The 25,579-nt window shown below is 73.3% G+C and carries 23 protein-coding genes and 2 pseudogenes; 18 read left to right on the forward strand and 7 right to left on the reverse strand.

Annotated elements, in window-relative coordinates:
• Window positions 1–247: 247 nt before the first annotated feature.
• Together AB0B01_RS01025 and AB0B01_RS01030 are read left to right on the forward strand one after the other, a co-directional pair.
• Window positions 248–1,927, forward strand: a complete 1,680-nt coding sequence (locus AB0B01_RS01025; RefSeq protein ID WP_361711690.1) for a PucR family transcriptional regulator ligand-binding domain-containing protein — start codon at window positions 248–250, stop codon at window positions 1,925–1,927.
• Window positions 1,928–2,107: 180 nt separating this feature from the next.
• On the forward strand, window positions 2,108–2,869 hold the full coding sequence (locus tag AB0B01_RS01030; RefSeq protein ID WP_361711743.1) for a hypothetical protein: 762 nt from the start codon (window positions 2,108–2,110) through the stop codon (window positions 2,867–2,869).
• Between the two features lie 95 nt (window positions 2,870–2,964).
• Here AB0B01_RS01030 and AB0B01_RS01035 read toward each other — a convergent pair whose 3' ends face one another.
• Complete coding sequence (locus AB0B01_RS01035; protein ID WP_361711692.1) at window positions 2,965–3,636, reverse strand: GntR family transcriptional regulator; 672 nt, start codon at window positions 3,634–3,636, stop codon at window positions 2,965–2,967.
• A 470-nt stretch (window positions 3,637–4,106) separates the two neighbouring features.
• Here AB0B01_RS01035 and AB0B01_RS01040 point away from each other — a divergent pair, with 470 nt between their 5' ends.
• A complete protein-coding gene (locus AB0B01_RS01040) occupies window positions 4,107–5,168 on the forward strand; it encodes a DUF2637 domain-containing protein (RefSeq protein WP_361711694.1) in 1,062 nt (353 codons plus the stop codon).
• A gap of 75 nt (window positions 5,169–5,243) precedes the next feature.
• Here the strand turns inward: AB0B01_RS01040 and AB0B01_RS01045 are convergent, their stop codons facing one another.
• From AB0B01_RS01045 to AB0B01_RS01055, 3 genes are all read right to left on the reverse strand, one after another.
• Window positions 5,244–5,657, reverse strand: coding sequence for an ATP-binding protein (locus AB0B01_RS01045; protein WP_361711695.1), 414 nt, complete (start codon window positions 5,655–5,657; stop codon window positions 5,244–5,246).
• A gap of 168 nt (window positions 5,658–5,825) precedes the next feature.
• Window positions 5,826–7,568, reverse strand: a complete 1,743-nt coding sequence (locus tag AB0B01_RS01050) for a pyruvate dehydrogenase (protein WP_361711697.1) — start codon at window positions 7,566–7,568, stop codon at window positions 5,826–5,828.
• 77 nt (window positions 7,569–7,645) lie between these two features.
• The gene (locus AB0B01_RS01055) at window positions 7,646–9,304 is read right to left on the reverse strand and encodes a protein phosphatase 2C domain-containing protein (protein ID WP_361711699.1); all 1,659 of its coding nucleotides are present in this window, start codon (window positions 9,302–9,304) and stop codon (window positions 7,646–7,648) included.
• Between the two features lie 299 nt (window positions 9,305–9,603).
• On the opposite strand from AB0B01_RS01055, the gene AB0B01_RS01060 reads away from it, so the two are divergent.
• The 3 genes from AB0B01_RS01060 to AB0B01_RS01070 all read left to right on the forward strand — a co-directional run bounded on the left by AB0B01_RS01060 (window position 9,604) and on the right by AB0B01_RS01070 (window position 11,585).
• Window positions 9,604–10,581, forward strand: a complete 978-nt coding sequence (locus tag AB0B01_RS01060; RefSeq protein ID WP_361711745.1) for a helix-turn-helix domain-containing protein — start codon at window positions 9,604–9,606, stop codon at window positions 10,579–10,581.
• A 24-nt stretch (window positions 10,582–10,605) separates the two neighbouring features.
• Window positions 10,606–11,088: a DUF456 domain-containing protein gene (locus AB0B01_RS01065; protein ID WP_361711700.1), complete on the forward strand. Its 483-nt coding sequence runs from the start codon at window positions 10,606–10,608 to the stop codon at window positions 11,086–11,088.
• Window positions 11,089–11,204: 116 nt separating this feature from the next.
• Complete coding sequence (locus tag AB0B01_RS01070) at window positions 11,205–11,585, forward strand: PPOX class F420-dependent oxidoreductase (RefSeq protein WP_361711702.1); 381 nt, start codon at window positions 11,205–11,207, stop codon at window positions 11,583–11,585.
• Between the two features lie 96 nt (window positions 11,586–11,681).
• On the opposite strand, the gene rsgA is transcribed toward AB0B01_RS01070, so the two are convergent.
• Window positions 11,682–12,794 (reverse strand): ribosome small subunit-dependent GTPase A, encoded by a 1,113-nt coding sequence (gene rsgA, locus AB0B01_RS01075; RefSeq protein WP_361711704.1) that lies wholly within the window; start codon window positions 12,792–12,794, stop codon window positions 11,682–11,684.
• A 299-nt stretch (window positions 12,795–13,093) separates the two neighbouring features.
• Here rsgA and AB0B01_RS01080 point away from each other — a divergent pair, with 299 nt between their 5' ends.
• Window positions 13,094–13,495: a VOC family protein gene (locus AB0B01_RS01080; RefSeq protein ID WP_361711706.1), complete on the forward strand. Its 402-nt coding sequence runs from the start codon at window positions 13,094–13,096 to the stop codon at window positions 13,493–13,495.
• Here AB0B01_RS01080 and AB0B01_RS01085 read toward each other — a convergent pair.
• Together AB0B01_RS01085 and AB0B01_RS01090 are read right to left on the reverse strand one after the other, a co-directional pair.
• A pseudogene (locus AB0B01_RS01085) lies at window positions 13,426–14,159 on the reverse strand (helix-turn-helix transcriptional regulator). The gene AB0B01_RS01080 and the pseudogene AB0B01_RS01085 overlap by 70 nt on opposite strands.
• A gap of 124 nt (window positions 14,160–14,283) precedes the next feature.
• Window positions 14,284–15,405, reverse strand: coding sequence for a YihY/virulence factor BrkB family protein (locus tag AB0B01_RS01090; RefSeq protein WP_361711708.1), 1,122 nt, complete (start codon window positions 15,403–15,405; stop codon window positions 14,284–14,286).
• Window positions 15,406–15,422: 17 nt separating this feature from the next.
• Here AB0B01_RS01090 and AB0B01_RS01095 point away from each other — a divergent pair, with 17 nt between their 5' ends.
• The 11 genes and pseudogenes from AB0B01_RS01095 to AB0B01_RS01145 form a co-directional block, all read left to right on the forward strand.
• Complete coding sequence (locus AB0B01_RS01095; RefSeq protein WP_361711710.1) at window positions 15,423–17,090, forward strand: acyl-CoA dehydrogenase family protein; 1,668 nt, start codon at window positions 15,423–15,425, stop codon at window positions 17,088–17,090.
• A 276-nt stretch (window positions 17,091–17,366) separates the two neighbouring features.
• Window positions 17,367–18,632 carry a GAF domain-containing protein gene (locus AB0B01_RS01100; RefSeq protein ID WP_361711747.1) on the forward strand — a complete coding sequence of 422 codons (1,266 nt, stop codon included), beginning with the start codon at window positions 17,367–17,369 and terminating at the stop codon, window positions 18,630–18,632.
• Between the two features lie 5 nt (window positions 18,633–18,637).
• Window positions 18,638–19,201, forward strand: a complete 564-nt coding sequence (locus tag AB0B01_RS01105) for a GNAT family N-acetyltransferase (protein WP_361711712.1) — start codon at window positions 18,638–18,640, stop codon at window positions 19,199–19,201.
• 221 nt (window positions 19,202–19,422) lie between these two features.
• Window positions 19,423–19,506 carry a putative leader peptide gene (locus tag AB0B01_RS01110; protein WP_351782709.1) on the forward strand — a complete coding sequence of 28 codons (84 nt, stop codon included), beginning with the start codon at window positions 19,423–19,425 and terminating at the stop codon, window positions 19,504–19,506.
• Window positions 19,507–19,732: 226 nt separating this feature from the next.
• Complete coding sequence (locus AB0B01_RS01115) at window positions 19,733–21,424, forward strand: nitrite/sulfite reductase (protein ID WP_361711714.1); 1,692 nt, start codon at window positions 19,733–19,735, stop codon at window positions 21,422–21,424.
• Complete coding sequence (locus AB0B01_RS01120; protein WP_361711715.1) at window positions 21,421–21,600, forward strand: hypothetical protein; 180 nt, start codon at window positions 21,421–21,423, stop codon at window positions 21,598–21,600. Before AB0B01_RS01115 ends, AB0B01_RS01120 begins: the two co-directional genes overlap by 4 nt.
• Window positions 21,597–22,304, forward strand: coding sequence for a phosphoadenylyl-sulfate reductase (locus AB0B01_RS01125; protein WP_361711716.1), 708 nt, complete (start codon window positions 21,597–21,599; stop codon window positions 22,302–22,304). Before AB0B01_RS01120 ends, AB0B01_RS01125 begins: the two co-directional genes overlap by 4 nt.
• Window positions 22,305–22,348: 44 nt before the next feature.
• Window positions 22,349–22,894: an adenylyl-sulfate kinase gene (gene cysC / locus AB0B01_RS01130; RefSeq protein WP_361711717.1), complete on the forward strand. Its 546-nt coding sequence runs from the start codon at window positions 22,349–22,351 to the stop codon at window positions 22,892–22,894.
• Window positions 22,891–23,832: a sulfate adenylyltransferase subunit CysD gene (gene cysD / locus AB0B01_RS01135; RefSeq protein WP_361711719.1), complete on the forward strand. Its 942-nt coding sequence runs from the start codon at window positions 22,891–22,893 to the stop codon at window positions 23,830–23,832. Before cysC ends, cysD begins: the two co-directional genes overlap by 4 nt.
• A gap of 2 nt (window positions 23,833–23,834) precedes the next feature.
• Window positions 23,835–25,184: a GTP-binding protein gene (locus tag AB0B01_RS01140; RefSeq protein WP_361711721.1), complete on the forward strand. Its 1,350-nt coding sequence runs from the start codon at window positions 23,835–23,837 to the stop codon at window positions 25,182–25,184.
• 210 nt (window positions 25,185–25,394) lie between these two features.
• Window positions 25,395–25,579 (forward strand): annotated as a pseudogene (locus AB0B01_RS01145) (sulfate ABC transporter substrate-binding protein); the annotation flags it as partial.

The following is a 25,579-nucleotide window of genomic DNA, read 5'->3' on the forward strand; positions in this document are numbered from 1 at the left end:
CTCTTCTTCTTCATCGTGTCGTTCACTTCAAGCCAGGAGGCCTCGGGGGCCCTCGACTGGTCGTTCACGTGCTGTTAACGCGGTGTGGAGTCAGTACACAAGCCGCGCGTCCCCGCGGTGCAGTCACCGAAACCATGAAGGAGTTGGCTGACGGCCTCCCTCGTCTTGTAGATTCGTATGAAAGGCAGGATGCGACGACCTGCCCGATTTCCAACGGCAACATTCGAGACAGATCGGCGGCGACACCATGCGGCTGCGCGCACTGCTGGAAACCGAGGCGCTGGGGCTGCGGCTGCTGGGCGGCGAGGAAGAACTCGACCGGACGGTCCGCGGCGTCATGACGACCGACCTGAGGGATCCCAGCCGATACCTCACCGGAGGTGAACTCGTCCTTACCGGCCTGGCCTGGCGAAGAAATTCAGCCGACTCCGAGCCGTTCGTACGAATCCTCGCGAGCGCGGGCGTGGCGGGGCTCGCGGCGGGCGAGGCCGAGCTGGGGGACATCCCCGACGATCTGGTCTCGGCCTGTCGGCGCAACCGGCTGCCGCTGTTCGCCGTGAACGAAGACGTTGCATTCGCCACGATCACGGAGTACGTGGTGCGGCAGGTTTCCGGCGAGCGCGCGGGCGATCTCGCCGCCGTCGTGGACCGCCACCGCCGGCTGATGACCTCGGGTCCCGCGGGCGGTGGGCCGGACGTGGTGCTCGATCTCCTCACCACCGACCTCGATCTGCGCGCTTGGGTGCTGTCCCCCACGGGGCGGCAGATCGCCGGGGCGGGCGAACCGCTGGCGCCGGGCGTCTGCGCGGCCCTGGCCGGGGAACACCTGGCGGCGGTCCGCACCGGGCGCAGGGGCCCGCACCGGATCTCCATCCAGGGTATTACCTACTCCCTGTTCCCGATCAGGGCCGCGGGGCGTGGCCCGGGCGCTCCGGGGACCCGTGACGTGCGCGAGAGCGTGCTCTCCGACTGGCTGCTCGCCGTGGAAGCGGACGCCGGGGACTGGCCCGCCGAGCGGCTCGACCTGCTGCAGGGCGTGACCCAGCTGATCGCGGTCGAGCGGGACCGGCGCGACGCGGCCCGCACGGTGCGCCGCCGCCTGGCCCAGGAGGTGCTGGAGCTGGTCCAGACGGGCGCGGCCCCGGCCGAGATCGCCGCCCGCCTGCGGGTGGCCGCCCCGGTGCTGGTGCCCGGGCTGGGCACCGCCCCGCACTGGCAGGTCGTCGTGGCGCGGGTGGACTGGGAAGGCGGGGACATCCCGGGCGGCCCGGTGGCCCAGTCGCTGCTGGAGGAGATCCTGGTCGACCCGTCGGTCTCGGGCCCCGAGCCCTCCGACCGGATCGCGGTGGCCCATGCGGGTGACGAGGCCATCGCACTGGTGCCGCTGCCCGTGGCCCCCTCGGACGCCGGGGACGAGAAGGGGCCGGAGTCCGCCCTGCACGCCGACGAGCTGCTCACCTCCGTACGGGACCCGCTCCAGGCGGGCCTGGACGGCGACGGCCGGCTCACCCTGGGGGTCAGCGCGGCCGTGCACTCCGCCGAGGGGCTGCGCGGGGCGCTGGAGGAGGCCCGGCACGCCCGCCGGGTCGCCGCGGCCCGCCCGGGCCGGGTCTGCGCCGCCGGCCACCACGAGCTGGCCTCGCACGTGCTGCTGCTGCCGTTCGTGCCCGACGACGTGCGCCGGGCCTTCACGGCGCGGCTGCTGGACCCGCTGCGGGACTACGACCGGCGCCACCGGGCGGAACTGATCCCCACCCTCGAAGCGTTCCTGGACTGCGACGGCTCGTGGACGCGGTGCGCCACCCGGCTGCACCTGCACGTCAACACGCTGCGCTACCGGGTCGGGCGAATCGAGCAGTTGACGGGGCGTGACCTGTCCCGGCTGGAGGACAAGCTGGACTTCTTCCTGGCACTGCGCATGAGCTGAGCAGATCCGGCCAGAGGGCAGCGGGGGCGGCCCAGGGTCGCCTGACGCGGCATCCGGACTTTGTGAAAGAGTTCACCCGACCCCTTGGCCGGAGCATCCGATCCGTGCTCTCATTTCGCCCCAGGGCTCGACGACGTGCTGCTTGGCTGCTTTGGGGAGGGCAATGTGGCGGACACCGCCATGTCCGGTGCCGGAACGAGCGGGGGAGACGACCCCCTCCAGCGGGCGATATGGCGGCTGCGCTCGCGCGGCTGTTGGACCGACGCGGCGGCCCTGCTGACGCCGCACGCGGACGAGGCCGGCGCGGCCGTGCAGCGGACCGCCCTCCTGGTCGAGCGCTGCTTGTTCACCGGCCAGGGCTGGGCGGAGGCGGAGGACGCCCTGCGGATCGCGGAGGCGGTGGCCGTCGAGGACGACGAGCGGGGAGCCGCCGCCTGCGAGCGGGGCCAGCTGGCCTACGCCGCCACCGTGCTCGGCGTACGGGACCGCGCGGACGAGGCCCGCTCGGCGCTCGGCCGGGCGGCCGCCCTGCTCTCCCCCGGCTCGCCCACCCGCCCCCTGCTGGACTTCCGCCGGGGCCTGGTGGCGGAGCACCTGGCGGACGCGCCGCAGTCGGCCCGCCCGGCCTACCGGCGCGCCCACGCCGGAGCCGCGGCCCACGGGGACACCCTGCTGCTGTCCTCCACCTGGCGGCACCTGGCGGCGCTGGCCCTGCGCGACGGCGAGGTGGCGGAGGCCCGCAAGGGCTTCGCGGAGTCCCTGCGCATCCGGGAGGAGCTGGGCTTCCTCATCGGGACGGCGCCGGCGCTGGCGGCCCTGGCCGAGACGGAACCGGAGCCGGAGGCCTCTCGCCTGCGCGCCGAGGCCCGACGCCTGTTCCACCTCCTGGGCGGCATCCCCACCTGGCTGGCCGACCAGCTCCACCCCGCCCCGGCCACCTGACCGGGAGCCGGCTCCGGCCGGGCCACGGGTGCGGTGCCCGGGCGGGCCGCACCCGGTCCCGGGACCTCCCGGGGCCTCGCCGGGGGTGTCCCGGGTCAGGCCGTGGCGCCGGTGAAGTGTTCGCGGACCAGGGACTCGACCACCGGCAGGTCACCGGCGATCAGCGCCTCCAGCAGCGCCGAGTGCTCCGCCGCGTCGGCGACCAGATCGGCCCGGCGGACCCGGGGCGCCCCCGGCAGGGGCCACTGGGCGCGACGGTGGAGTTCCTCGGCCACCTGGACCAGCTGCTCGTTCCCGGCCAGGGCCAGCACCTCACGGTGGAAGGCGCGGTCAGCGTCCGCATAGCCGGGGACGTCCCCGGCTGCCGCCGCCTCGGCCGTGGCCGCGGCCGCCGGGCGCAGCGCCGACCAGGCCTGCGGCGGGAGCGTACGGGCCAGCCGCAGCATCACGGGGACCTCCAGCAGCGCCCGTACCTCGGCCAGCTCCGCCAGGGACCGCGGGGTCCGGGCCAGGACGCGGAAGCCCCGGTTCGGGAGGCATTCCACCGCCCCCTCCAGCGCCAGCTGCTGCATGGCCTCGCGCACGGGCGTCGCGGAGACCCCGAAGCGCTCGCCCAGCGCAGGGCCGGAGTAGATCTCGCCCGGGACGAGCTCCCCGTCGACGAGAGCGGCGCGCAGCGCGTCGAGGACCTGCCGGCGCACCGAATGGCGCAGCACTTTCTGGGTCGGGATCAGCGCCGGCACCCCGGCTGGGGCCGCTTCGCGCACTCGGTCCTCCTGTGGGTGGGTTCGACCTGCCGAGGATAGCCGCCCCCCACCCACCCGGGGCCGTGGCCTGTGTCTCGTCGCACGGCGCCTTGGGGTAGGGGCCGCCGTGGCCGTCCCGCCCTGCCCGACGGCCTGCGGCCACGCCACCCGGGACCGCGACGCCCGCCGCCTGCCGCCCCTTCCGCGCCCTCCGTCCCGGGAGCACCGGTGTCACCCGTCCCGCACACCCGCCGTGCGGACCACCTCGCCCGTCTCACGGCCGCGGTCATCTGAACCCACCCTTCAGGCTGACCGTAATCGAACGCAACTCCAGCCGTGCGCACGGTAGTTCGAGGCACAACACCCTATCCGGCGGGCCGGACCCCTCGAAGGCGTCCACTTGCCCCGAAACCCGCGTGCCGGGCCGATCCACTGCGCCACCATGGCACCCGGAAGGCCGCATACGCGAGGCAGAGGCAAGGGACATCCGCATGAGACTGACCGACATATCGCTGGACTGGCTGCTGCCCGGCAGCCTGTTGATCCTGGGCGTACTTGCGGCAGTTGCGGTACTGGCCCGGGGCAAGCGCGAGGGCGACAAGGCGGCCGCGGACGACACCTGGGAGCGCAGCGAGGAGCGGCGGCGGCGCAAGGAAGCCGTGTACGGAACCGCCTCCTACGTCCTGCTGTTCTGCTGCGCGGCGGTGGCCGCCGCGCTCTCCTTCCACGGACTGGTCGGCTTCGGCCGGCAGAACCTGAACCTCTCCGGCGGCTGGGAGTACCTGGTTCCCTTCGGCCTCGACGGCGCCGCGATGTTCTGCTCCGTACTCGCCGTCCGCGAGGCCAGCCACGGTGACGCGGCCCTCGGCTCCCGCATGCTGGTCTGGCTGTTCGCCGGTGCGGCCGCCTGGTTCAACTGGGTGCACGCCCCGCGCGGCATGGGCCACGACGGCGCCCCCCAGTTCTTCGCCGGGATGTCGCTGTCTGCGGCGGTCCTCTTCGACCGGGCCCTCAAGCAGACCCGCCGGGCCGCCCTGCGCGAACAGGGTCTGATCCCCAGGCCGCTGCCACAGATCCGGATGGTCCGCTGGCTGCGGGCGCCCCGGGAGACCTTCGGCGCATGGTCGCTCATGCTGCTGGAGGGGGTCCGCACCCTCGACGAGGCCGTCGACGAGGTACGGGAGGACAAGAGGGAGAAGGAGCAGGACCGCCACCGCCGGCGCGAGCAGCACCGCCTGGACCGCGCCCACATCAAGGCGCTGGGCCGGCAGCACCGGGCCTTCGGCCGTCCCCGCGCCCGCCAGGTCGACATGCCGGGCCTCGCCCCCGGGACGGGCTCCGCGCCGGTCGGCGCGGAGCCGGCCATAGCGGAGCCGGAACAGCTGCCCGCACCGCGCCGCCGGCCCTCCCTGCAGGCCGTGGCCACGGCGGAGGCCGCCGAGGGGACCGGCCCCCGGACGGTGGACCTCACCGCCGAGGACGACACCCAGACGATCCCCCGGCTCGACTCCCTGGAGCGCAAACTCAAGGATCTTGAGCAACAGTTCGGCTGATCGCTGCTGACGCCCCGGGTGGAGGGGCCCGCCCGGGCCGGGCGGGCCCCTCCGGCAGTACGGGGCGGTGTTTCCCTACGCCTCGTCGTGGAACGGGTCGAAGGCACCGCCCAGTTCGAACCACACCACCTTGCCCCCGGCCTGGGCGGCCGCGTCCACCCCCCAGGCGTCGGCCAGCGCCTGCACCAGCACCAGCCCCCGGCCGTGCGTACCGTCGTCGGCGGTCGGTACGTACGGGCGGGGCCGGCGCGATGCGTGGTCCCGGACCTCCACCCGCAGGCGGGTCGGTTCGAGCCGCGCGGACACCTCCGCACCCTGGTCGGTGTGGACGAGCGCGTTGGTGACGAGCTCGGTGGTCAGCAACTCCGCCACCTCGGCGGTATCGGCCCTGCAACGGTGGCGCATCAACTCCCTCAGCGCCCGGCGGACCTCGCCCACTCCCTTCAGATCCGCCCGGCGCAGGCTGCGGGTGATCTCCAGCGCGTCCACCGCTCCCCCGTCCTCGACGGACGGTTCACGCGCTACGGGCCGTCCTCGCCTCCACTGCTTCCCGGTCCTCGCCCCCACCGGCACGGCGACGTACCTCCCCCGTGTTGCCTGATCTCGAACTGGTCTACGGGATGCATGCCCGCCGAGGGAATCCGCACTCCTGCGGACTCAGGGGCGGGGCACGTTGCGGAGATTGGATCGAGCCATCTGGATCATGCGGCCCACCCCGCCGTCCAGCACGATCTTGCTGGCGGACAGTGCGAAACCGGTCACCATCTCGGCCCTGATCCTGGGCGGAATCGACAACGCATTGGGGTCGGTCACCACATCGACCAAAGCAGGCCCCTTGTGCCGGAATGCGTCCTTCAAAGCCCCCGTGAGCTGCTTGGGCTTCTCCACCCTGACTCCGTACGCCCCCGCCGCGCGGGCGATGGCCGAGAAATCCGGGTTCCGGTTCGTGGTTCCGTACGAGGGCAGGCCGGAAACCAGCATTTCCAACTCGACCATTCCCAAGGACGAGTTGTTGAACAGGACCACTTTGACGGGGAGGTCGTACTGCACCAGGGTGAGGAAATCTCCCATCAGCATGGAGAAACCGCCATCACCCGACATGGACACCACTTGACGGCGCCGGTCGGTGAACTGTGCGCCGATGGCCTGCGGCAGGGCGTTGGCCATGGAGCCGTGGCTGAAGGAGCCGATGATGCGCCGTTTGCCGTTCGGCGAAAGATAGCGCGCCGCCCACACGTTGCACATGCCGGTGTCCACAGTGAACACGGCGTCCTCGTCGGCGAGTTCGTCGAGGACGGAGGCCACGTACTCGGGGTGGATCGGCGTGTGCTTCTCCACCTTGCGGGTGTAGGCCTTCACCACCCCCTCCAGCGCGTCGGCGTGCTTCTTGAGCATCCGGTCCAGGAAGCGCCGGTCCGTCTTGGTGCGCACCCGGCTGTTCAGGGCGCGCAGGGTCTCCCGTACGTCCCCCCAGACGGCGAGGTCCAACTGTGAGCGACGGCCCAGGTGTTCGGGCCGGATGTCCACCTGGACGATCTTCACGTCGTCGGGCAGGAAGGCGTTGTACGGGAAGTCGGTGCCGAGCAGGATCAGCAGGTCGCACTCGTGGGTGGCCTCGTAGGCGGCGCCGTAGCCGAGCAGCCCGCTCATCCCGACGTCGTACGGATTGTCGTACTGGATCCATTCCTTGCCGCGCAGGGCGTGCCCGACCGGCGCCTTGACCCGTTCCGCGAACTCCATGACCTCGGCGTGCGCCCCGGCGGTGCCACTGCCGCAGAACAGCGTGACCCGGTCCGCCTCGTCGACGAGCCGGACCAGTTTCTCGATCTCCGTGTCGCCGGGCCGTACCGTCGGCCGGGAGGTGACCAGGGCGTGCTCCACCGCCTTCTCGGGGGCGGGCTGGGAGGCGATGTCCCCGGGCAGCGCGACGACGCTGACCCCGCTGCGGCCGACGGCGTGCTGGACGGCGGTCTGGAGCAGTCTGGGCATCTGCTTCGGATTGGAGATCAGCTCGCTGTAATGGCTGCACTCGCGGAACAGCTGGTCGGGGTGGGTCTCCTGGAAGTAGGCGAGCCCGATCTCGCTGGAGGGGATGTGCGAGGCGAGGGCGAGGACCGGGGCCATCGAGCGGTGGGCGTCGTACAGGCCGTTGATCAGGTGCAGGTTGCCGGGGCCGCAGGAGCCCGCGCAGGCGGCGAGCCGGCCGGTGATCTGGGCCTCGGCCCCGGCCGCGAAGGCGGCCGTCTCCTCGTGCCGGACCTGGATCCACTCGATCGCACCCGTTCGGCGGATGGCGTCGACGATGGGGTTCAGGCTGTCGCCGACGACTCCGTACATGCGGCGTACGCCTGCCCGGACGAGGATGTCGACGAACTGCTCCGCCACGTTCTGCTTGGCCATGGAGGGGCGCCCCTTCCCGTGGGTCGGCTCTGCTTGCCTTGGGGTGTGCGCCTTCCATCCATGCACGTTCCGCGCGGTTACGCCTCCCAGACCGCGGCGGCCGTCCGGTCGTCGGCGTAGCCCTTGAGGCGGAGCTGGGTGTCGGCGAGGAAGGCCGCCAGGCCGGGCGGTTCCGCGTCCGACCAGCGGGCCGCGAGTTCGGCCGGAAGCAGTTCCTCCTCGCGCAGCGGGTCGGCGAGGCCGCGGGAGCAGAGCAGCAGGGTGTCGCCGGGGCGGGCCACGGCCGCGCGGAAGCGGAAGCCCTCGTGCGGCGACTCGCCGGCCTCCAGGTCCTCCCACCGGCCCGCCCTCAGGCGGAACAGCCCGCCCGCGCCCGCTCCGAAGCAGACCCGGGTCCGGCACTCGGGGTCGACGGGCAGCAGCACTCCGCGCAGCCCGGCGGTGTACGCCTCCTCCTCAAGGCCGAGCTCCGCGGCGCGGGCCCGCAGCCGGCCGTAACCGCGGTCGGTGAGGCGCTGGAGCCCCGAGCGCAGGGCGTCGCGCCGTCCGGCGCGGATGTCCCCGGCCAGCCGCTCCTGGCTGCGCCCGATCGCCGCCGCGATCCAGCGGCACACGTCGGCGGCGGCCTCCGCGGCCCCGGCGGCGGCCCGGTCGCCGCCCGCGAGGGCCACCACGACCAGGGCGTCGTCGCCGGTGCCGAAGCGGGCGGTCAGGAGGAAGTCCCGGCGGGTCTCGCCGCGGAACCGGGCGGAGTCCCCGCGTACGGAGGCGGCCCGCAGGGTGTACGAGCCGTGGCGGGCCCCCTCCAGGACGGTGTCCGGGACCAGGGCGTCGAGCCCGCCGGGGTCGGCGAGGGGCAGCGCGCCGGGCTCGGCAGCGTAGGTGGGCGCCCGGTCCCCGAGGTGGTGGACCTCGGGCCGCGCCTCGCCGCGGGGCGCGGCCGGCTCCCGGCGGACCTCCGCCGCGGCGGGCCCGGCCGGGGCTCCGGCGGCGGGGTCCTGCACCGGTGCGGCCGACGGCGGCGGGCCGGCGGTCCGCCGCCCGTCCGCCGCGGGCGGCACGGTCACATGCCCCAGCCCGTACCCGGTGCTGCCGGCCTCCCGCGGGTCGGCGGACAGCGCCGGCGGCGGCCCGGCCGGCGGCGGCGGAACCACCGGGGGTGGCGCACCCTGGGGCGGAGCCGCGGGACCCGGCACGTCGGCCGGAGGCGCCGCGCCGGGCCGCGCCGTGGGCGCGGGCGGCGCGGCGGCGGGCCCGGGCGGCGCGGCGGCGGGCCCGGGCGGCGCGGCGGCGGGCGGGAGCCCGACCGGAGACGGCGCGACCGCACCCGGTCGGTCGGCCGGTGGCGGCGCGGCGGGGCCCGGCACGTCGACTGGTGGCGGCGCGGCGGGGCCCGGGCGGGCCCCCTCGGCACCGGGCGGCGCAGCCGTGGGCGGGAGGCCGGGGGCGGGAGGCTCCGGCTCGCGGCGGGGGCCCGGGAGTACGGCGTGCGGCGGCGGGGCCTGCTCCGGCCGCCCGGGCGGGGCCGCGGCGGACGGCGGGAGGCCCGGTGGGGCCGTGGGGGGCGACGGGGCGCCCGGTGGGGCCGTGGGGGGCGACGGGGCGCCCGGTGGGGTCGTGAGGACCGACGCCGAGTGGAACCGGCTCTCCAGCGTGTCCCCCGGGTCCGGCCCCGGCCCCGCGTCGGGGTCCTCGTACAGCTTCTGCCACCAGTCGTCCGCGCCCTGCTGACTCATGCGCCCATTCTCGGCCCCCCGGAGCGGCAGAAAACGCCGAATGCGCGAAAAGGAGCCCACCGGGCCGCCGCCCGGTGGACCCCTTCCGTATCTCTCGTACGACCTGACGGCTGCCGTACGTCCGCACGGGCCGTCCGGGTGACGGCGGCGCCGTTCGCGCCGGCCGGCCCGGCCCGCGCGAGGGCGGCCGGCCGGTCACACCTTGTCAGAGGGCCGGGGGGTGCGGCGATGATGTGCGCGGCGGGTTTGCGCCGTGGCCGCTTCCCGCCAGGGCCGGTCGGAGAGGACGGGTGGACGGGTTGCTGGGTGCGATAGGCCTGGACGAGGGCCAGGAGGCGGCGTACCGCGCGCTGGTGGCGATGGGGGCGGCGGAGGTGCCGGATCTCGCACACCGGCTGGCGCTGCCGGTACCGCAGACGGAGCGGGCCCTGCGGCACCTGGAGCGCCACGGCCTGGCGGCCCAGTCCACGGCCCGGCCTGGGCGCTGGGTGGCGGCCCCGCCGACGGTGGCGCTGGGCGCCCTGCTGACGCAGCAGCGGCACGAGCTGGAGCAGGCGGAGCTGGCTGCGGCACTGCTGGCCCAGGAGTACCGGGCGGAGGTCACCGAGCCGGCGGTGCACGACCTGGTGGAGGTGGTGACGGGCGCGAGCGCGGTCGCGCACCGCTTCCACCAGCTCCAGTTGGGCGCGGCCGAGGAGGTGTGTGCGCTGGTCAGCAGCCGGCCGCAGGTGGTGACGGGGATGGAGAACGAGGCGGAGGAGCAGGCCGCCGTACGGGGCGTGGCGTACCGGGTGGTGATCGAACGGGAGGTGTTGTCCCTGCCGACCGGGATCCGCGAGGCGTCGACGGCGCTGGCCCGGGGCGAGCAGGTCCGGGTCACGGGGCAGGTCCCGACGCGGCTGGTGATCGCGGACCGGTCGCTGGCGCTGGTGCCGCTGACCGGGCCCGGGGCGGAGCCGGCGGCGCTGGTGGTGCACGCGTCGGGCCTGATGGAGTCCCTGACGGGGCTGTTCGAGGCGGTGTGGCGGGAGGCGCTGCCGCTGCGGCTGGGCGCCTCGGGGGCACCGCAGGAGTCGGGTGGCGTGCCGGATTCCACCGACATCGAGATCCTGACGCTGCTGCTCGCGGGGATGACGGACTCCAGCGTGGCCAAACACCTGGAGCTGGGCCTGCGGACGGTGCAGCGGCGGGTCAAGAACCTGATGGACGTCGCCGGGGTCACGACCCGGCTCCAGCTCGGCTGGTACGCGTGCGAACGGGGCTGGGTGGCTCGGTAGCCCCTGGTCGGGCACGCTGAGCAGATGGACGTGCCTCAGCTGCTCCTGGTGGGGCTGGTGCTCCTGCTCGGGGTGCTCGGGGTGCTGGTTCCCGGTGTCCCGGGGTCCTGGCTGGTCTGGGCCGGGGTGCTGTGGTGGGCGCTGCACGAGCGGTCGGCGCTGGCCTGGTCCCTGCTGGTGTCGGTGACGGCGCTGCTGCTGGTGGTGCAGGTGATCGAGTGGCAGCTGCCGCCTCGGCGGCTGCGGGGCGTGGGGGTCACCCGCCGGATGGCGGTGTACGCGGGGTGCGGTGCCGTCCTGGGTTTCGTCCTCGTGCCGGTGCTGGGGGCCGTACCGGGGTTCGTGGGCGGCGTCTACCTGTGCGAGCGGCTGCGGCTCGGCACGCACGGCGAGGCCTTGGCATCGGTGCGGGCGGTGATGCGGGCGGTGGGCACGAGCGTGCTCGTGGAGCTGCTGGCCTGCCTGATGGTGATGGGCGCATGGGTCGGCGCGGTGCTGGTGAGTTGACGTGTGGTCCGGGAACGAGGCCCGGGGACCGAGGACCGGAGACCCGGGTCCGGGCGGGCGTCCGTTCGGTCTCGGGTCCGATGCGGGGGCCGGGGGAGGCTGAGAGGCTGGGCCGTATGACGCGGTTCGAGGGTTTCAGCGAGGCGGAACTGGCATACCTGCGGTCGCAGCGGCTGGGCAGGCTGGCGACGGTGGACGCGCAGGGGCAGCCGCAGGCCAACCCGGTGGGGTTCTTCCCGCAGCCGGACGGCACGATCCTGGTGGGCGGGGCGGCCATGGGCACGACGAAGAAATGGCGCAACCTGCAGGCGAATCCGAGGCTCGCCCTGGTGGTCGACGACCTGGTGAGCACCCGCCCGTGGCGCGTGCGCGGCATCGAGATCCGCGGACGCGCCACGCTGGAGGTGGGGGAGCACGACCTGGGCCCGCATTTCAGCCCGGAGGTGATCCGGATCCACCCGGAGCGGGTGTTCACCTGGGGGCGCCTGGAGGACTGAGGCGCCCGGAGTGGTGGTGGCGCGGACACGGGGCGCGGGGGCGCGGGCGGCTCCGTACCCCCGCGCCCGCCGCGCCCCGCCCCCGCAGTCCGCCGGTCAGAAGCGGCCGTTGTGCTTGGCCGCGTAATTGGCCCGGCCCACCGCCGACTTCATCCGCCAGTCCCGGCGGATGTCGGCGCGCAGCCGGGCGTCCGTCTTGGCCACGATCCGCTGGTTCTCCCGCAGCAGCTTGCGGTAGCTCTCCAGCCGGCGCTCCGGCAGGGCCCCGGACGCGACCGCCTCCAGCACGGCGCACCCCGGCTCCGTCTGGTGCGCGCAGTCGTGGAACCGGCACCGGGCCGCGTACTCCTCGATCTCCGAGAAGACCTGCCCGACGCCTGCCTCGGCGTCCCACAGGCCGACCCCGCGCAGTCCCGGGGTGTCGATGAGCACGCCCCCGCCCGGCAGCGCCAGGAGGTTGCGGGTCGTGGTGGTGTGGCGGCCCTTGCCGTCCACCTCGCGGCTGGCCTGGACCTTCATCACCTCGGCCCCGAGCAGCGCGTTGGCGAGGGTGGACTTCCCGGCGCCGGAGATGCCGAGCAGCACGCTCGTACCGCCCGCGACGACGGCCGCCAGGATGTCCGTGCCCTCCCCGGTGAGGGAGGAGACGGTGAGCACCTGGACGCCCGGCGCCGAGGTCTCCACGTCCTGGACGAGGTGGGACAGCGTCACCGGGTCCGGTACCAGGTCGGCCTTGGTCAGGACGACCAGCGGCTGTGCGCCCGACTCCCACGCCAGGGCCAGGAAGCGCTCGATGCGCCCCAGGTCGAGCTCCACGGCCAGGGAGACGGCGATGATGGCGTGGTCGACGTTGGCGGCGAGGATCTGGCCCTCGGAGCGCTGTGAGGAAGTGGACCGGACGAAGGCGGTCCGGCGCGGCAGGTACGCCTTCACGTAGCGCGGGTTGCCGGCGGCCTCGACCGCTGCCCAGTCACCCGTGCAGATGACGTGGAGCGGGTCGTGCGGGGTGACGAAGGCGGTGTCGGCGCGGACGATCCCGTCCGCGGTCATGACGTCGCACTGGCCCCGGTCCACCCGTACCACGCGGCCGGGGAGCAGGCCCTGTTCGGCGTACGGGGCGAACTCGGCCTCCCACGCCTCGTCCCAGCCGAGGGGGCTGAGGGCGTGCGGGAGCGACGAGGAGGAGAGCGAAGCAGAAGAGAAAGACAAGGGGAACCCTTCACAGGGTGGCCCCGGCAGCGCGCGCCCGGTGGTGCGCGAAGAGGTGTGGGATCAGCCGGTGGCCACAGAAGTGACATTGATGGTCTTCTGAGTGCGGGCAGCGCCCTGCGCAACGACAGTCATCAATGAACTCACCTCCGGGTCATGCCACTTGCCGACGTTCCGCGCCGATCGGCGGGAACGGGCCCACCGTAGCAACCAGCCGTGGCCCGGCGCCATTTCTTTTTCCGGTGGCTGATGACCGATTCGTTCAAGACGGCGGGCGCGGGCGCTCCTAGCCTGGCCGTATGACTCCCCGACTCGACATGATCGGCCTGGTCGTCTCCGACATGGCCGCCTCGCTCGCCTTCTACCGCCGCCTGGGGCTGGACATCCCGGCCGAGGCGGACGGCGAACCGCACGTGGAGGCCGTCCTCCCCGGCGGGATCCGGATCGGCTTCGACACGGAGGACGTCGTCCGCTCCTTCGACCCGTCCTGGTCCCGCCCCTCCGGGGACAGCCGGCGCGACCTGGCGTTCCTGTGCGACTCCCCCGGCGAAGTGGACGCCTCGTACGCGGAGCTGACGGAGGCCGGGCACACGGGCCATCTGAAGCCCTGGGACGCCTTCTGGGGCCAGCGCTACGCCGTCGTACTGGATCCGGACGGCTGCGGCGTGTCCCTGTTCGCCGCCGCGGCGCCCGCCGCGTAGGCCTTCGGGGTCGTCCCCGCCAGCGCCCGCACCTCGCGGGCCAGGTGCGGCTGGTCCGCGTAGCCGGCCCGCTGGGCCACCTCGGCCAGGGGCAGCCCGCGCCGGGCCAGGGCCAGCGCCCGCTGGAGCCGCAGCACCCGCGCCAGGGTGCGGGGCCCGTAACCGAACGCGTCGAGCGAACGCCGGTGCAGCTGGCGCGGCCCGAGGCCGACGGCCTCGGCGACGGCGGCCACCGGTTCCCCGGCCCGGAGCCCGGCAGCCACCCGTTCGGCGAGGGGGTCGGGCGGTCCGGCCCCGGCCGCGCGGGTGCGGGCCAGCCACTCCAGGCCCTCACCGGGGTCGGGGCGGCACCGATGCGCTCCGTGAGGCGGCGTACCTGCGGCCCGGACCACAGGTCGGCCAGTTCGACGCGCCGGTCGCGCAGCTCGTACGCCGGTACGCCGAGCAGGGCGGGCGCGGTGCCCGGGGCGAAGCGCAGCCCGACGAACGCCCCGCCCGGCACTTCTCCGGCGGGGTGCGGCCCGGTGTCGGGGCCGGCCACCAGCAGGTTCCCGTCGACCCACAGCAGGTCCATGCACCCGTCGGGCAGGACGACGCGGCCCGGTCCGGAGGCCCGCCAGAGGACCGCCCCGGGGACCGCCGGGGACCGCCGTTCCTCATACACGGTCCCAGGCTGGGGCGTGTCCGCACCGTCCCGCCCGGTCTCGGCGCGGGCTCTCCGGCGCGGGCGGGTGGGCGGGTGGCGGGCACCGCCAGCGGGCGCGGCCAGCAGCCACCCGTCCTTCCCGTCAGTGCTTGCGCAGGCGGGAGGAGTAGTCCTCCGGGGGGAGGAATTTCGACCACCGCTCCGGGAACTCCGAGGGCATCACGGCGTCGCCGTCCTCGTCGTCCTCCGACTCGCCCTCGGCCAGGGCCCGCCAGGCGGCGGCCCGCGCGATGAGCTGGGCGGCCTCCGCCTCCCGGACCCGCTCGTTGGCCTCCCGGGCGGCGGCCGTCGCCAGGGAGGGCCAGACCCGGTCGATGGCGGCGTTGACGGCTGCGCCGACCAGGACCGCGAAGGCCGAGACGCCGATCCACAGCAGCACCGCGACGGGCGCGGCCAGCGAGCCGTAGATCGTCGGGCCCTCCACGGTGTTCGTGAGGTAGATCCGCAGCAGGAACGAGCCCAGCACCCACATGGCCAGGGCCACCAGCGCGCCCGGCACGTCCTCGATCCACGGCGAGCGCACCGGCACGGACACGTGGTACAGGGTGGTCAGGAAGGCGATGGACAGCAGGGTGACCGTCGGCCAGTAGAGCACCGCGATCACCTCGGTGCTCCACGGCAGCCACTGCACCACGGCATCCGGTCCGGCCACCATCAGCGGCAGTACGACCGCGCCGATCACCAGGGCGATCACGTACAGCAGGAAGGCCAGCAGCCGGGTCTTGACGATGCCGCGCTGGCCGTCGAGGCCGTACATGACGGTGATGGTGTCGATGAAGACGTTGACGGCCCGCGACCCCGACCACAGGGCGAAGGCGAAGCCGAGCGAGATCAGGTCGGGGCGGCCGCGGCTCGTGACGTCGTCCAGCATCGGTTTCGCGATCTCGTTGACGCCACGGTCGGACAGCACGGTGCCGACCGCCCGCAGGATGTTCTCCTCGATGCTCGCGACGAAGGTGCCGCCCGTCCAGCCGTCCACGTACCCGAGTACGCCCAGCAGGCCCAGGAACAGCGGGGGCAGCGACAACAGCGTGAAGAACGCCGCCTCGGCCGCCAGACCGAGGATCCGGTACTCGATGCACGAATTGACGGTGTCCTTCAGCAGCAGCCACGCCATCTTGCGCTTGGACACGTTGCGGTAGAGGGCACGGGCCCGGTGGAGCCGCCCTGGGACCCACTCGGGTGTTTCTTTTGCTGGCTGCACGTCCTTACGGTATCCGCATGGCAGCCACCACCCACACCGTCACGAACCAGGCTCCGCCCCTGGTGGGCTACGACGTCTACGGAAGCGACCGGGCCCTCACGGAGGGCGTGGAGCGGCACCTCGCCGGGGCGGACGCCGAACTGCGCGACGAGGTACGGGAGGAGCTCGGCGGACTCGGCCGCGCAGCGGGCTCCGCGCAGGCCCAGGAGTGGGGCCGGCAGGCGAACGAGAACCCGCCGAGGCTGCGCACGCACGACCGGTACGGAAACCGGATCGACGAGGTGGAGTTCCACCCGGCCTGGCACCGGCTGCTCGGGAGCGCGGTGGGTGCGGGGCTCACCGACGCCTGGGGGCGGCCGGCGGGGCACCTGCGCCGCGCGGCGGGGTTCTTCGTGTCGTCGCAGGCGGAGGCGGGGCACGGCTGCCCGGTGTCGATGACCCATGCGGCGGTGCCGGCGCTGCGGGCGGATCCGGAACTGGCCGCCGAGTGGGAGCCGCGGCTGACCTCGCACGTGTACGAGGAGGGGCTGCGGCCGGCCGGTCAGAAGGCCGGTGCGCTGTTCGGCATGGCGATGACGGAGAAGCAGGGCGGCAGCGACGTACGGGCGAACACGACGGCGGCCGCGCCGCTGGACGCGCCGGGCGAGTACCTGCTGACCGGGCACAAGTGGTTCTGCTCGGCGCCGATGTCGGACGGCTTCCTGGTGCTGGCGCAGGCGGGTCCCGTGGGGAGGGACGGTCTGACCTGTTTCCTGGTGCCGCGGGTGCTGCCGGACGGCACGCGCAACGTGTTCGCGCTGCAGCGGCTGAAGGACAAGCTGGGCAACCGGTCGAACGCGTCGGCGGAGGTGGAGTTCGACGGGACGTGGGCGCGGCGGGTCGGTGAGGAGGGGCGGGGGGTGCGGACCATCATCGAGATGGTCGCGGCGACCCGGCTGGACTGCGTCGTCGGCGCGGCCGCGCAGATGCGGCAGGCACTCACGCAGGCGGTGCACCATGCGGAGCACCGCTCTGCTTTCGGAGCACGGCTCATCGAGCAGCCGCTGATGCGCAACGTGCTGGCCGATCTCGCCCTGGAGTCGGAGGCCGCCACCACCTTGGCGCTGCGGCTCGCCGCGGCGTACGACGCGGTCCAGGATTCGGGTGCGCAGGAGGAGCGGGCCTTCCTGCGCATCGCGGTGCCCACGGCGAAGTACTGGGTGACCAAGCGCTGCACCCCGATGGTGGCCGAGGCGCTGGAGTGCCTGGGCGGCAACGGCTACGTGGAGGACTCCGGGCTGCCGCGGCTGCTGCGCGAGTCCCCCCTGAACTCCATCTGGGAGGGCTCCGGCAACGTCCAGGCCCTGGACGTGCTGCGCGCCCTCCAGCGGGAGCCGCAGGCGCTGAACGCCTTCCTGCGGGAGGTCGGGCAGGCCCGCGGCGCCGACCACCGGCTGGATTCGGCCATCAAGGGCCTGCTGACGGAGCTCGCCGATCTGGAGGGCATCGAGGCGCGGGCCCGACGCGTCGTGGAGCGCATGGCCCTGGTGTTGCAGGGGTCGCTGCTGGTGCGCTGGGCTCCGCCCGCGGTGGCGGACGCGTTCTGCGCCTCGCGGCTCGGCGGGGACGGGGGCGCGGCCTTCGGCACGCTGCCGCACAGCCTGGATCTCGCCGCGGTCGTGGAACGGGCGCGGATCGCGGGCTAGGGAGGTCCCCAAACCGTTCCGAGCCGGGATCCGGGCCCGTTGACCGGGATCAGGAGTGGCGCCGCGCCGACTCGGCACCACCCCTGATCCGAGAGCCCCGAGGAGGAGCTGTCACGCCGCTGGGCGACGTCCGGACAGTTTCGGTCGGGCGACCGGGAGTTGGCGAGAGTTGCATACCGTTGCAACCCTCTGAGTCTCGTACGTCCTGTTCCACACGGGGAGGTTCCGTTGGCCGACACCGCAGGCAGCACGGTCGATGTGGCGCGCATCTCGGCCATGGACGCGCGGGAGGCGGCGCGTCTGCTGAAGGGGGTGCGCGCGGCCGTGCTGGCCGGGGACCGACTGCCGGCGGCGCCGCGCCCGGAGATCGCCGAGTCCTGGCGGCGGATGCTGGCGGGCGGGGTGCATCCGGACCGGGACGCGCGCTCGCGGATGCTGTCGGCCGCCGAGACGGAGGAGCGGCGGCAGGTCTCGCCGCTGCGGGAGATCCTTCCGGTCCTGCGCGAGGGGCTGCTGCCGACGCTGGACACGGCCTTGCACATCATGGTCGTCGCCGACGCGGACGGGCGGCTGCTGTGGCGGGAGGGCGCCTCCTCGATCCTGCGCAAGGCGGACCGGCTCGGCTTCGGGGTCGGCGCCGACTGGGACGAGGCGGTGGTCGGCACCAACGGCGTGGGGACCGCGCTGGTGGCCCGCCGGCCGGTGCAGGTGTTCTCGGCCGAGCACTTCGTCTCCAGCCATCACGACTGGACCTGTGCGGGGGCCCCGGTACGGGATCCGCGGGACGGGCGGCTGCTGGGCGTGGTGGACGTCAGCGGGCCGCTGGCCACCATGCACCCGGCGACCCTGGCCTGGGTGAGCTCGGTGGCCCGGCTCGCCGAGCGGGAGCTGCGCGTGCGGCACCTGGAGTCGCTGGAGCGGCTGCGTGCCGTGGCGGCGCCCCTGCTGGCCCGGCTGCCCGGCCGGGCCCTCGCCGTCGACCCACAAGGCTGGACGGCGGCGGTGACCGGCCTGGCCCCGGCGGACCGCATCGCGCTGCCGAAGGGCTTCGGGCCGGGCCCGGTATGGGTACCGCAGCTCGGGGACTGCGTGGTGGAGCCGCTGCCGGGCGGCTGGCTGCTGCGCGTCGAGGAGACCCGGAGCGCGGGGGCGGCGGCGAGCCGGGTCGTCCTGGACCTGAGCCGTCCCCGCACCTGGTCGGCGACGGTGTACGGGGCGGCCGGGAGCTGGTCGCAGGAGCTCAGCCCGCGCCACGCGGAGCTGCTGTTCCTGCTGGCGGACAGCCCGCGGGGGCGGTCGGCGGCGGAGCTGTCGCAGGAGCTGTTCGGGGACCCGACCCGTACGGTGACGGTCCGCGCGGAGCTCTCCCGGGTGCGCCGGCGCCTGGCGGGGGTGCTCACCCACCGGCCGTACCGCTTCGCGGACGACGTGGAGGTCGAGCTGATCCGCCCGGAGGAGCCGTCGGCGCTGCTGCCGCACTCCACGGCCCCGGCGGTGGTCAGGGCCCGCCTGGGCCATCCGGGGCCGGGCATGATTCCCTGACCTGCATGAGCAGCATCACCCTGACCACGTGGTCCCTGGAAATGACCTCCCCGGACGATCTGGTCCCGTCGGCCGTCCCGGGTCCTGAGATCACCGTCCGCAGGGCGGAGGTCCCCTCGCCGGAGTTCAGCCGCTTCCTGTACGCCTCGGTGGGCGGCGACATCCACTGGACGGACCGGTTGTCGCTGACCCGTGCGCAGTGGGTGGAGTACCTGGCGCGGCCCGGGGTGGAGACGTGGGTGGCGTACGACCGCGGGACCCCGGCCGGATACGTGGAACTGGATCCGCAGCCCGAGGGTGTGGTGGAGATCATGTACTTCGGCCTGCTGCCGGACTTCCGGGGCCGGCGCATCGGCGGGCACCTGCTGTCGGTGGGGGTGGCCGCCGCGTGGTCCCTGGCCGACCGGTGGCCGCAGCGGGAGCCCACCCGGCGGGTCTGGGTCCACACGTGCAGCCAGGACGGCCCGACGGCGCTGGACAACTACCTGCGGCGCGGCTTCAAGCTCTTCAAGACGGAAACGGAAGAGAAGCAGGACACCCCCACCCCGGGCCCCTGGCCCGGCGCGTAACCCTCCGAGCGGTGCAGGAGCGGCTCCCGCCCGGGCCCGCGGCTCGGCCCGGGCCGCTCCCCCGCGGGCGCGCGGGGCCGGTCTCCGCCGGACCGCACGGATCCCGCCATCCGGCGTCCCCCAGGGTGACCGCCGTCACGTCGTACCACGATGCGGGACGACATCGTCCGCATCGTGGACAGTAGTGGACTCCTCCAATCGGCACATGACACGCTTCCGCCATGAATGGAGCTGGAATTGCCTTGGTGAGTCGACGGCACGTCGATCTCGGCCGCATGTCCAGCGCCATCTGTTCGGCGCGCTGACGGAACCAGCCCCGCCGCACAGCACCGGCACAGCGCCCGCCCAGCGTCGTCGCGGCGCGCGCCGGAACCAGCCAGTCCCCTGACGGCCGAAGACCGCCCTGACCACCGGCACAACCGGAAAACGGCGGCAATCAGCCACACCTGCTCAGCGGCACCCGTGCCACAGGGGTCACGCCACCACTCTCCCCTGCCCTTGCCTTGAGCCGCCGAAGAAGGACGTACCGTCATGGCCTCCACCCCCGAAACGCCCGCCGCCGCGCGCCGCAAGTCCGGCCGTCACCGCGGTGAGGGTCAGTGGGCCGTTGGACACCACACCCCTCTCAACGGCAACGAGCAGTTCAAGAAGGACGATGACGGTCTCAATGTGCGGACGCGCATTGAGACGATCTACTCGAAGACCGGCTTCGACTCGATCGACCCCAACGACCTGCGCGGCCGCATGCGCTGGTGGGGCCTCTACACCCAGCGCAAGCCCGGGATCGACGGCGGCAAGACCGCGATCCTGGAGCCGGAGGAGCTGGACGACAAGTACTTCATGTTGCGCGTCCGCATCGACGGCGGCCGGCTGACCACCGAGCAGCTCCGCGTGATCGGCGAGATCTCCGAGGAGTTCGCCCGCGGGACGGCCGACCTCACCGACCGCCAGAACGTGCAGTACCACTGGATCCGCATCGAGGACGTCCCGGAGATCTGGCGCCGTCTGGAGGCCGTCGGCCTCTCGACCACCGAGGCGTGCGGTGACACGCCCCGCGTCATCCTCGGCTCGCCCGTCGCCGGCATCGCCGAGGACGAGATCATCGACGGCACGCCCGCCATCGAGGAGATCCAGCGCCGCATCGTCGGCAACCCGGCCTTCTCCAACCTGCCCCGCAAGTTCAAGTCCGCGGTCTCCGGCTCGCCGCTGCTCGACGTGGCCCACGAGATCAACGACGTCGCCTTCGTCGGCGTGGACCACCCCGAGCACGGCCCCGGTTTCGACGTCTGGGTCGGCGGCGGCCTCTCGACCAACCCGAAGCTCGGCGTGCGCCTGGGCACCTGGGTCTCGCTCGACGAGGTCCCGGACGTGTACGAGGGCGTCATCTCGATCTTCCGTGACTACGGCTACCGCCGCCTGCGCACCCGCGCCCGGCTGAAGTTCCTCGTCGCCGACTGGGGCGCCGAGAAGTTCCGCCAGGTCCTGGAGGACGAGTACCTGAAGCGGAAGCTGACCGACGGGCCGGCGCCCGCGCAGCCGACCGGCCAGTGGCGCGACCACGTGGGCGTCCACCGGCAGCAGGACGGCCGCTTCTACGTCGGCTTCGCGCCCCGGGTCGGCCGCGTCGACGGCGCCACCCTGACCAAGATCGCGGAGGTGGCCGAGACGCACGGCTCCGGCCGCCTGCGCACCACCGCCGAGCAGAAGATGATCGTGCTCGACGTCGAGGAGGCGCAGGTCGACTCGGTCGTGGCGGCCCTGGAGGCGCTGGACCTGCAGGTCAAGCCCTCCCCGTTCCGCCGCGGCACCATGGCCTGCACCGGCATCGAGTTCTGCAAGCTCGCCATCGTCGAGACGAAGGCGCGCGGCGCCTCGCTGATCGACGAGCTGGAGCGGCGCCTGCCGGACTTCGCCGAGCCCCTCACCATCAACATCAACGGCTGCCCCAACGCGTGCGCCCGTATCCAGGTGGCGGACATCGGCCTCAAGGGCCAGCTGGTCCTGGACGAGAACGGCGAGCAGGTCGAGGGCTACCAGGTGCACCTGGGCGGCGCGCTCGGCCTGGAGGCCGGCTTCGGCCGCAAGGTCCGCGGCCTCAAGGTCACTTCGGCGGGTCTGCCAGACTACGTCGAGCGGGTCGTCACCCGCTTCCAGGAGCAGCGCGAGGACGGCGAGCGCTTCGCCGCCTGGGTCACCCGGGCCAAGGACGAGGACCTCTCGTGAGCGAGCGCGCCGCACCGTTCTACTGCCCGTACTGCGGCGACGAGGACCTGTTCCCCCATGAACAGGGCCACGGCGCCTGGGAATGCAGGGCCTGCAACCGAGCCTTCCAGCTGAAGTACCTCGGGCTGCTGGCCCGCGGACTTCGCAGCGACACCACTGGAGGGGAAGAGGGATGACCACCGCTCACGAGACGCGCGCGGACGAACTCAAGGCGCTGGCCGAGCAGGCGGGCCGGGACCTGGAGGACGCCTCCGCACTGGAGATCCTGACCTGGGCCGCCGAGACCTTCGGCGGGAAGTTCGCCGTGACCTCCTCCATGGAGGACGCGGTGGTCGCGCACCTGGCGTCCCGCGCCTTCCCCGGCGTGGACGTGGTCTTCCTCGACACGGGCTACCACTTCGAGGAGACCATCGGCACCCGGGACGCGGTCGAGGCCGTGATGGACGTCAACGTCATCACCCTCACCCCGCGCCAGACGGTCGCCGAGCAGGACGCCGAGTACGGCCCCAAGCTCCACGACCGCGACCCGGACCTGTGCTGCGCGCTGCGCAAGGTCAAGCCGCTGGAAGAGGGCCTGACCGCGTACGAGGCCTGGGCGACGGGCCTGCGCCGCGACGAGTCCCCGACCCGGGCGAACACCCCGGTGGTCGGCTGGGACGCGAAGCGGCAGAAGGTCAAGGTCTCGCCGATCGCCCGCTGGACGCAGGACGACGTGGACGCGTACGTCGCGGAGCACGGCGTGCTCACCAACCCGCTGCTGATGGACGGTTACGCCTCCGTCGGCTGCGCCCCCTGCACCCGCCGCGTGGCGGAGGGCGAGGACGCGCGGGCCGGCCGCTGGGCCGGCCGGGCGAAGACCGAGTGCGGACTGCACGGCTGATGACCGATCCCGAAGCAGTGAACGAACCGACGGAGACGAAAACGATGAGCGTGAGCGACCAGGGCGCCACCGTGTGGCTGACCGGGCTGCCGAGCGCGGGCAAGACCACCATCGCCTACGCGCTGGCCGAGCGGCTGCGTGCCGAGGGCCACCGCGTGGAGGTCCTCGACGGAGACGAGATCCGCGAGTTCCTCTCCGCCGGTCTGGGCTTCACCCGGGAGGACCGCCACACCAACGTGCAGCGGATCGGCTTCGTCGCCGAACTCCTCGCGAGCAACGGCGTCAAGGCGCTCGTACCGGTGATCGCGCCGTTCGCGGACAGCCGTGAGGCCGTCCGCAAGCGGCACTCCGCCGAGGGCACCGCGTACCTGGAGGTCCACGTGGCCACCCCGGTCGAGGTCTGCTCGGAGCGGGACGTGAAGGGCCTGTACGCCAAGCAGGCCGCGGGCGAGATCTCCGGTCTGACCGGGGTCGACGACCCGTACGAGGCGCCGGAGTCCCCGGACCTCCGTATCGAGTCGCACACCCAGAGCGTGCAGGAGTCGGCTTCGGCCCTGTACGCGCTGCTCACCGAGAGGGGTCTGGCATGACCACCGCCGCGCACCTGCACGCCGAGCCGGATGCGGACGCGCCGTACGCGCTGACGCACCTGGACGCCCTCGAATCGGAGGCCGTGCACATCTTCCGCGAGGTGGCGGGCGAGTTCGAGAAGCCGGTGATCCTCTTCTCCGGCGGCAAGGACTCCATCGTCATGCTGCACCTGGCGCTGAAGGCGTTCGCGCCGGCCCCGGTGCCGTTCACGCTGCTGCACGTGGACACGGGGCACAACTTCCCCGAGGTCCTTGAGTACCGCGACCGCACGGTGGCCCGGCACGGACTGCGCCTGCACGTCGCGTCCGTGCAGGAATACATCGACGCCGGAAAGCTGCGCGAGCGCCCCGACGGCACCCGCAACCCGCTGCAGACCGTCCCGCTGACCGAGGCGATCCAGCAGCTGAAGTTCGACGCCGTCTTCGGCGGCGGCCGCCGCGACGAGGAGAAGGCCCGCGCCAAGGAGCGGGTGTTCTCGCTGCGCGACGAGTTCTCCCAGTGGGATCCCCGCCGCCAGCGCCCCGAGCTGTGGCAGCTTTACAACGGCCGCCACGCGCCCGGCGAGCACGTGCGCGTGTTCCCGCTGTCCAACTGGACCGAGCTGGACGTGTGGCAGTACATCGCCCGCGAGGGCATCGAGCTCCCGGAGATCTACTTCGCCCACGAGCGCGAGGTGTTCAAGCGGAACGGCATGTGGCTGACGGCCGGCGAGTGGGGCGGCCCGAAGGAGGGCGAGACGCCCGAGAAGCGTCTCATCCGCTACCGCACCGTCGGTGACATGTCCTGCACCGGTGCCGTCGACTCCGACGCCACCACGCTGGACGCCGTGATCACCGAGATCGCCGCTTCCCGTCTCACCGAGCGGGGGGCGACCCGCGCCGACGACAAGATGTCCGAGGCGGCGATGGAAGACCGCAAGCGCGAAGGGTACTTCTAGCCATGACCTCCACCACCGAGCAGTTCGCCGACTTCGCTGACGTCGCGGCGACCACGCTGCTGCGCTTCGCGACCGCCGGCTCCGTCGACGACGGCAAGTCCACCCTGGTCGGGCGCCTGCTGCACGACTCCAAGTCGGTCCTGACCGACCAGCTGGAGGCCGTCGAGGCCGTCTCCGCGCAGCGCGGGCAGGACGCCCCCGACCTCGCGCTGCTGACCGACGGCCTGCGGGCCGAGCGGGAGCAGGGCATCACCATCGACGTGGCGTACCGCTACTTCGCGACCGCGCGCCGCCGGTTCATCCTCGCGGACACCCCGGGGCACGTGCAGTACACCCGGAACATGGTCACCGGCGCCTCCACCGCCGACCTGGCCGTGGTCCTCGTCGACGCCCGCAACGGCGTGATCGAGCAGACCCGCCGGCACGCGGCCGTCGCCGCCCTGCTGCGGGTGCCGCACGTGGTCCTCGCCGTGAACAAGATGGACCTGGTGGGCTACGAGGAGGCGGTCTTCGCGAAGATCGCCGAGGAGTTCACCGCGTACGCCTCGGACCTGGGCGTCCCGGAGATCACCGCGATACCGATCTCCGCGCTGGCCGGTGACAACGTGGTGGAGCCCTCCGCGCACATGGACTGGTACGGCGGCCCGACGGTGCTGGAGCACCTGGAGACCGTCCCGGTCAGCCACGACCTGACGGCCTGCCCGGCGCGTTTCCCGGTGCAGTACGTGATCCGTCCGCAGAGCGTGGAGCACCCGGACTACCGGGGCTACGCGGGCCAGATCGCCTCCGGCGTGCTGCGGGTCGGCGAGCCGGTCACCGTCCTGCCGTCGGGCCGCACCTCGGTCATCGAGGGCATCGACGCGCTCGGGCAGAGCGTGGACATCGCCTGGGCGCCGCAGTCGGTGACGCTGCGGCTGACGGACGACATCGACATCTCGCGGGGTGACCTGATCGCGCCCACCGCGAGCGCCCCCGCCACCACGCAGGACGTCGTCGCGACGGTCTGCCACGTGGCGGACCAGCCGCTGGCCGTCGGCGCACGGGTGCTGCTCAAGCACACCACGCGCACGGTCAAGGCGATCGTCAAGGAGATCCCCTCGCGGCTGACCCTGGACGACCTGTCCCAGCACCCGAACCCGGGGCAGCTGGTGGCCAATGACATCGGCCGGGTCGTCGTGCGCACCGCCGAGCCGCTCGCGCTCGACGCGTACGCCGACTCGCGCCGCACCGGGTCCTTCCTGCTGATCGACCCGGCCGACGGCACCACCCTGGCGGCGGGCATGGCCGGCGAGTCCTTCGCCTCCCAGGCCGCGACCACCGTTCAGGCGGACGAGGAAGGCTGGGACTTCTAGATCATGCATGCCGACCTCTACGCCACCTTCGCCAAGGAGGGCGGGCGCGTGGGCAGCGGCCGCCTCGGCAGCGGCCAGGGAGGGGTGGCGCGATGTGCGCGATGACGTACGCGCACCGCTCGCGCGCCCTCACCCCCCACGAGCCGTACCCGCAGTTGCTCCGTAAACGAAGACGTGCGTCATGAGTTGACGCCACGAGAGGAAGCCCTCGTGCCTGCCACCCGCCACACCCGCAAGACCCTGCGCCGCGGTGTCTCCGCCGCTGCCGCCCTGCCGCTCCTGATCGGTGCGCTCGCCTCGTGCGGCTACGGTTCCGAGGCCGTGAAGGACGACTCGAAGGCGTCCGCCGTTCCCGCCGCCGAGGGCAGGAAGCTCTCCGCCTCCGAGGTCCGTAT

The sequence above is a fragment of the Streptomyces sp. NPDC044571 genome, from assembly GCF_040647115.1.
Taxonomy (GTDB): Bacteria; Actinomycetota; Actinomycetes; order Streptomycetales; family Streptomycetaceae; genus Streptomyces.

Excerpts from the sequence above, each read along its gene's own strand:
- AB0B01_RS01050 (WP_361711697.1), bottom strand. The coding sequence starts at position 7,568 with ATGGCCAAGCAGAACGTGGCGGAGCAGTTCGTCGACATCCTCGTCCGG.
- AB0B01_RS01140 (WP_361711721.1), top strand. The coding sequence starts at position 23,835 with ATGACCTCCACCACCGAGCAGTTCGCCGACTTCGCTGACGTCGCGGCG.
- AB0B01_RS01025 (WP_361711690.1), top strand. The coding sequence starts at position 248 with ATGCGGCTGCGCGCACTGCTGGAAACCGAGGCGCTGGGGCTGCGGCTG.
- cysD (WP_361711719.1), top strand. The coding sequence starts at position 22,891 with ATGACCACCGCCGCGCACCTGCACGCCGAGCCGGATGCGGACGCGCCG.
- AB0B01_RS01030 (WP_361711743.1), top strand. The coding sequence starts at position 2,108 with ATGTCCGGTGCCGGAACGAGCGGGGGAGACGACCCCCTCCAGCGGGCG.
- AB0B01_RS01055 (WP_361711699.1), bottom strand. The coding sequence starts at position 9,304 with ATGAGTCAGCAGGGCGCGGACGACTGGTGGCAGAAGCTGTACGAGGAC.
- AB0B01_RS01095 (WP_361711710.1), top strand. The coding sequence starts at position 15,423 with ATGGCAGCCACCACCCACACCGTCACGAACCAGGCTCCGCCCCTGGTG.
- AB0B01_RS01065 (WP_361711700.1), top strand. The coding sequence starts at position 10,606 with ATGGACGTGCCTCAGCTGCTCCTGGTGGGGCTGGTGCTCCTGCTCGGG.
- AB0B01_RS01110 (WP_351782709.1), top strand. The coding sequence starts at position 19,423 with ATGAATGGAGCTGGAATTGCCTTGGTGAGTCGACGGCACGTCGATCTC.
- AB0B01_RS01125 (WP_361711716.1), top strand. The coding sequence starts at position 21,597 with ATGACCACCGCTCACGAGACGCGCGCGGACGAACTCAAGGCGCTGGCC.
- AB0B01_RS01070 (WP_361711702.1), top strand. The coding sequence starts at position 11,205 with ATGACGCGGTTCGAGGGTTTCAGCGAGGCGGAACTGGCATACCTGCGG.
- cysC (WP_361711717.1), top strand. The coding sequence starts at position 22,349 with ATGAGCGTGAGCGACCAGGGCGCCACCGTGTGGCTGACCGGGCTGCCG.
- AB0B01_RS01105 (WP_361711712.1), top strand. The coding sequence starts at position 18,638 with ATGAGCAGCATCACCCTGACCACGTGGTCCCTGGAAATGACCTCCCCG.
- AB0B01_RS01080 (WP_361711706.1), top strand. The coding sequence starts at position 13,094 with ATGACTCCCCGACTCGACATGATCGGCCTGGTCGTCTCCGACATGGCC.
- AB0B01_RS01040 (WP_361711694.1), top strand. The coding sequence starts at position 4,107 with ATGAGACTGACCGACATATCGCTGGACTGGCTGCTGCCCGGCAGCCTG.
- AB0B01_RS01100 (WP_361711747.1), top strand. The coding sequence starts at position 17,367 with ATGGACGCGCGGGAGGCGGCGCGTCTGCTGAAGGGGGTGCGCGCGGCC.
- AB0B01_RS01115 (WP_361711714.1), top strand. The coding sequence starts at position 19,733 with ATGGCCTCCACCCCCGAAACGCCCGCCGCCGCGCGCCGCAAGTCCGGC.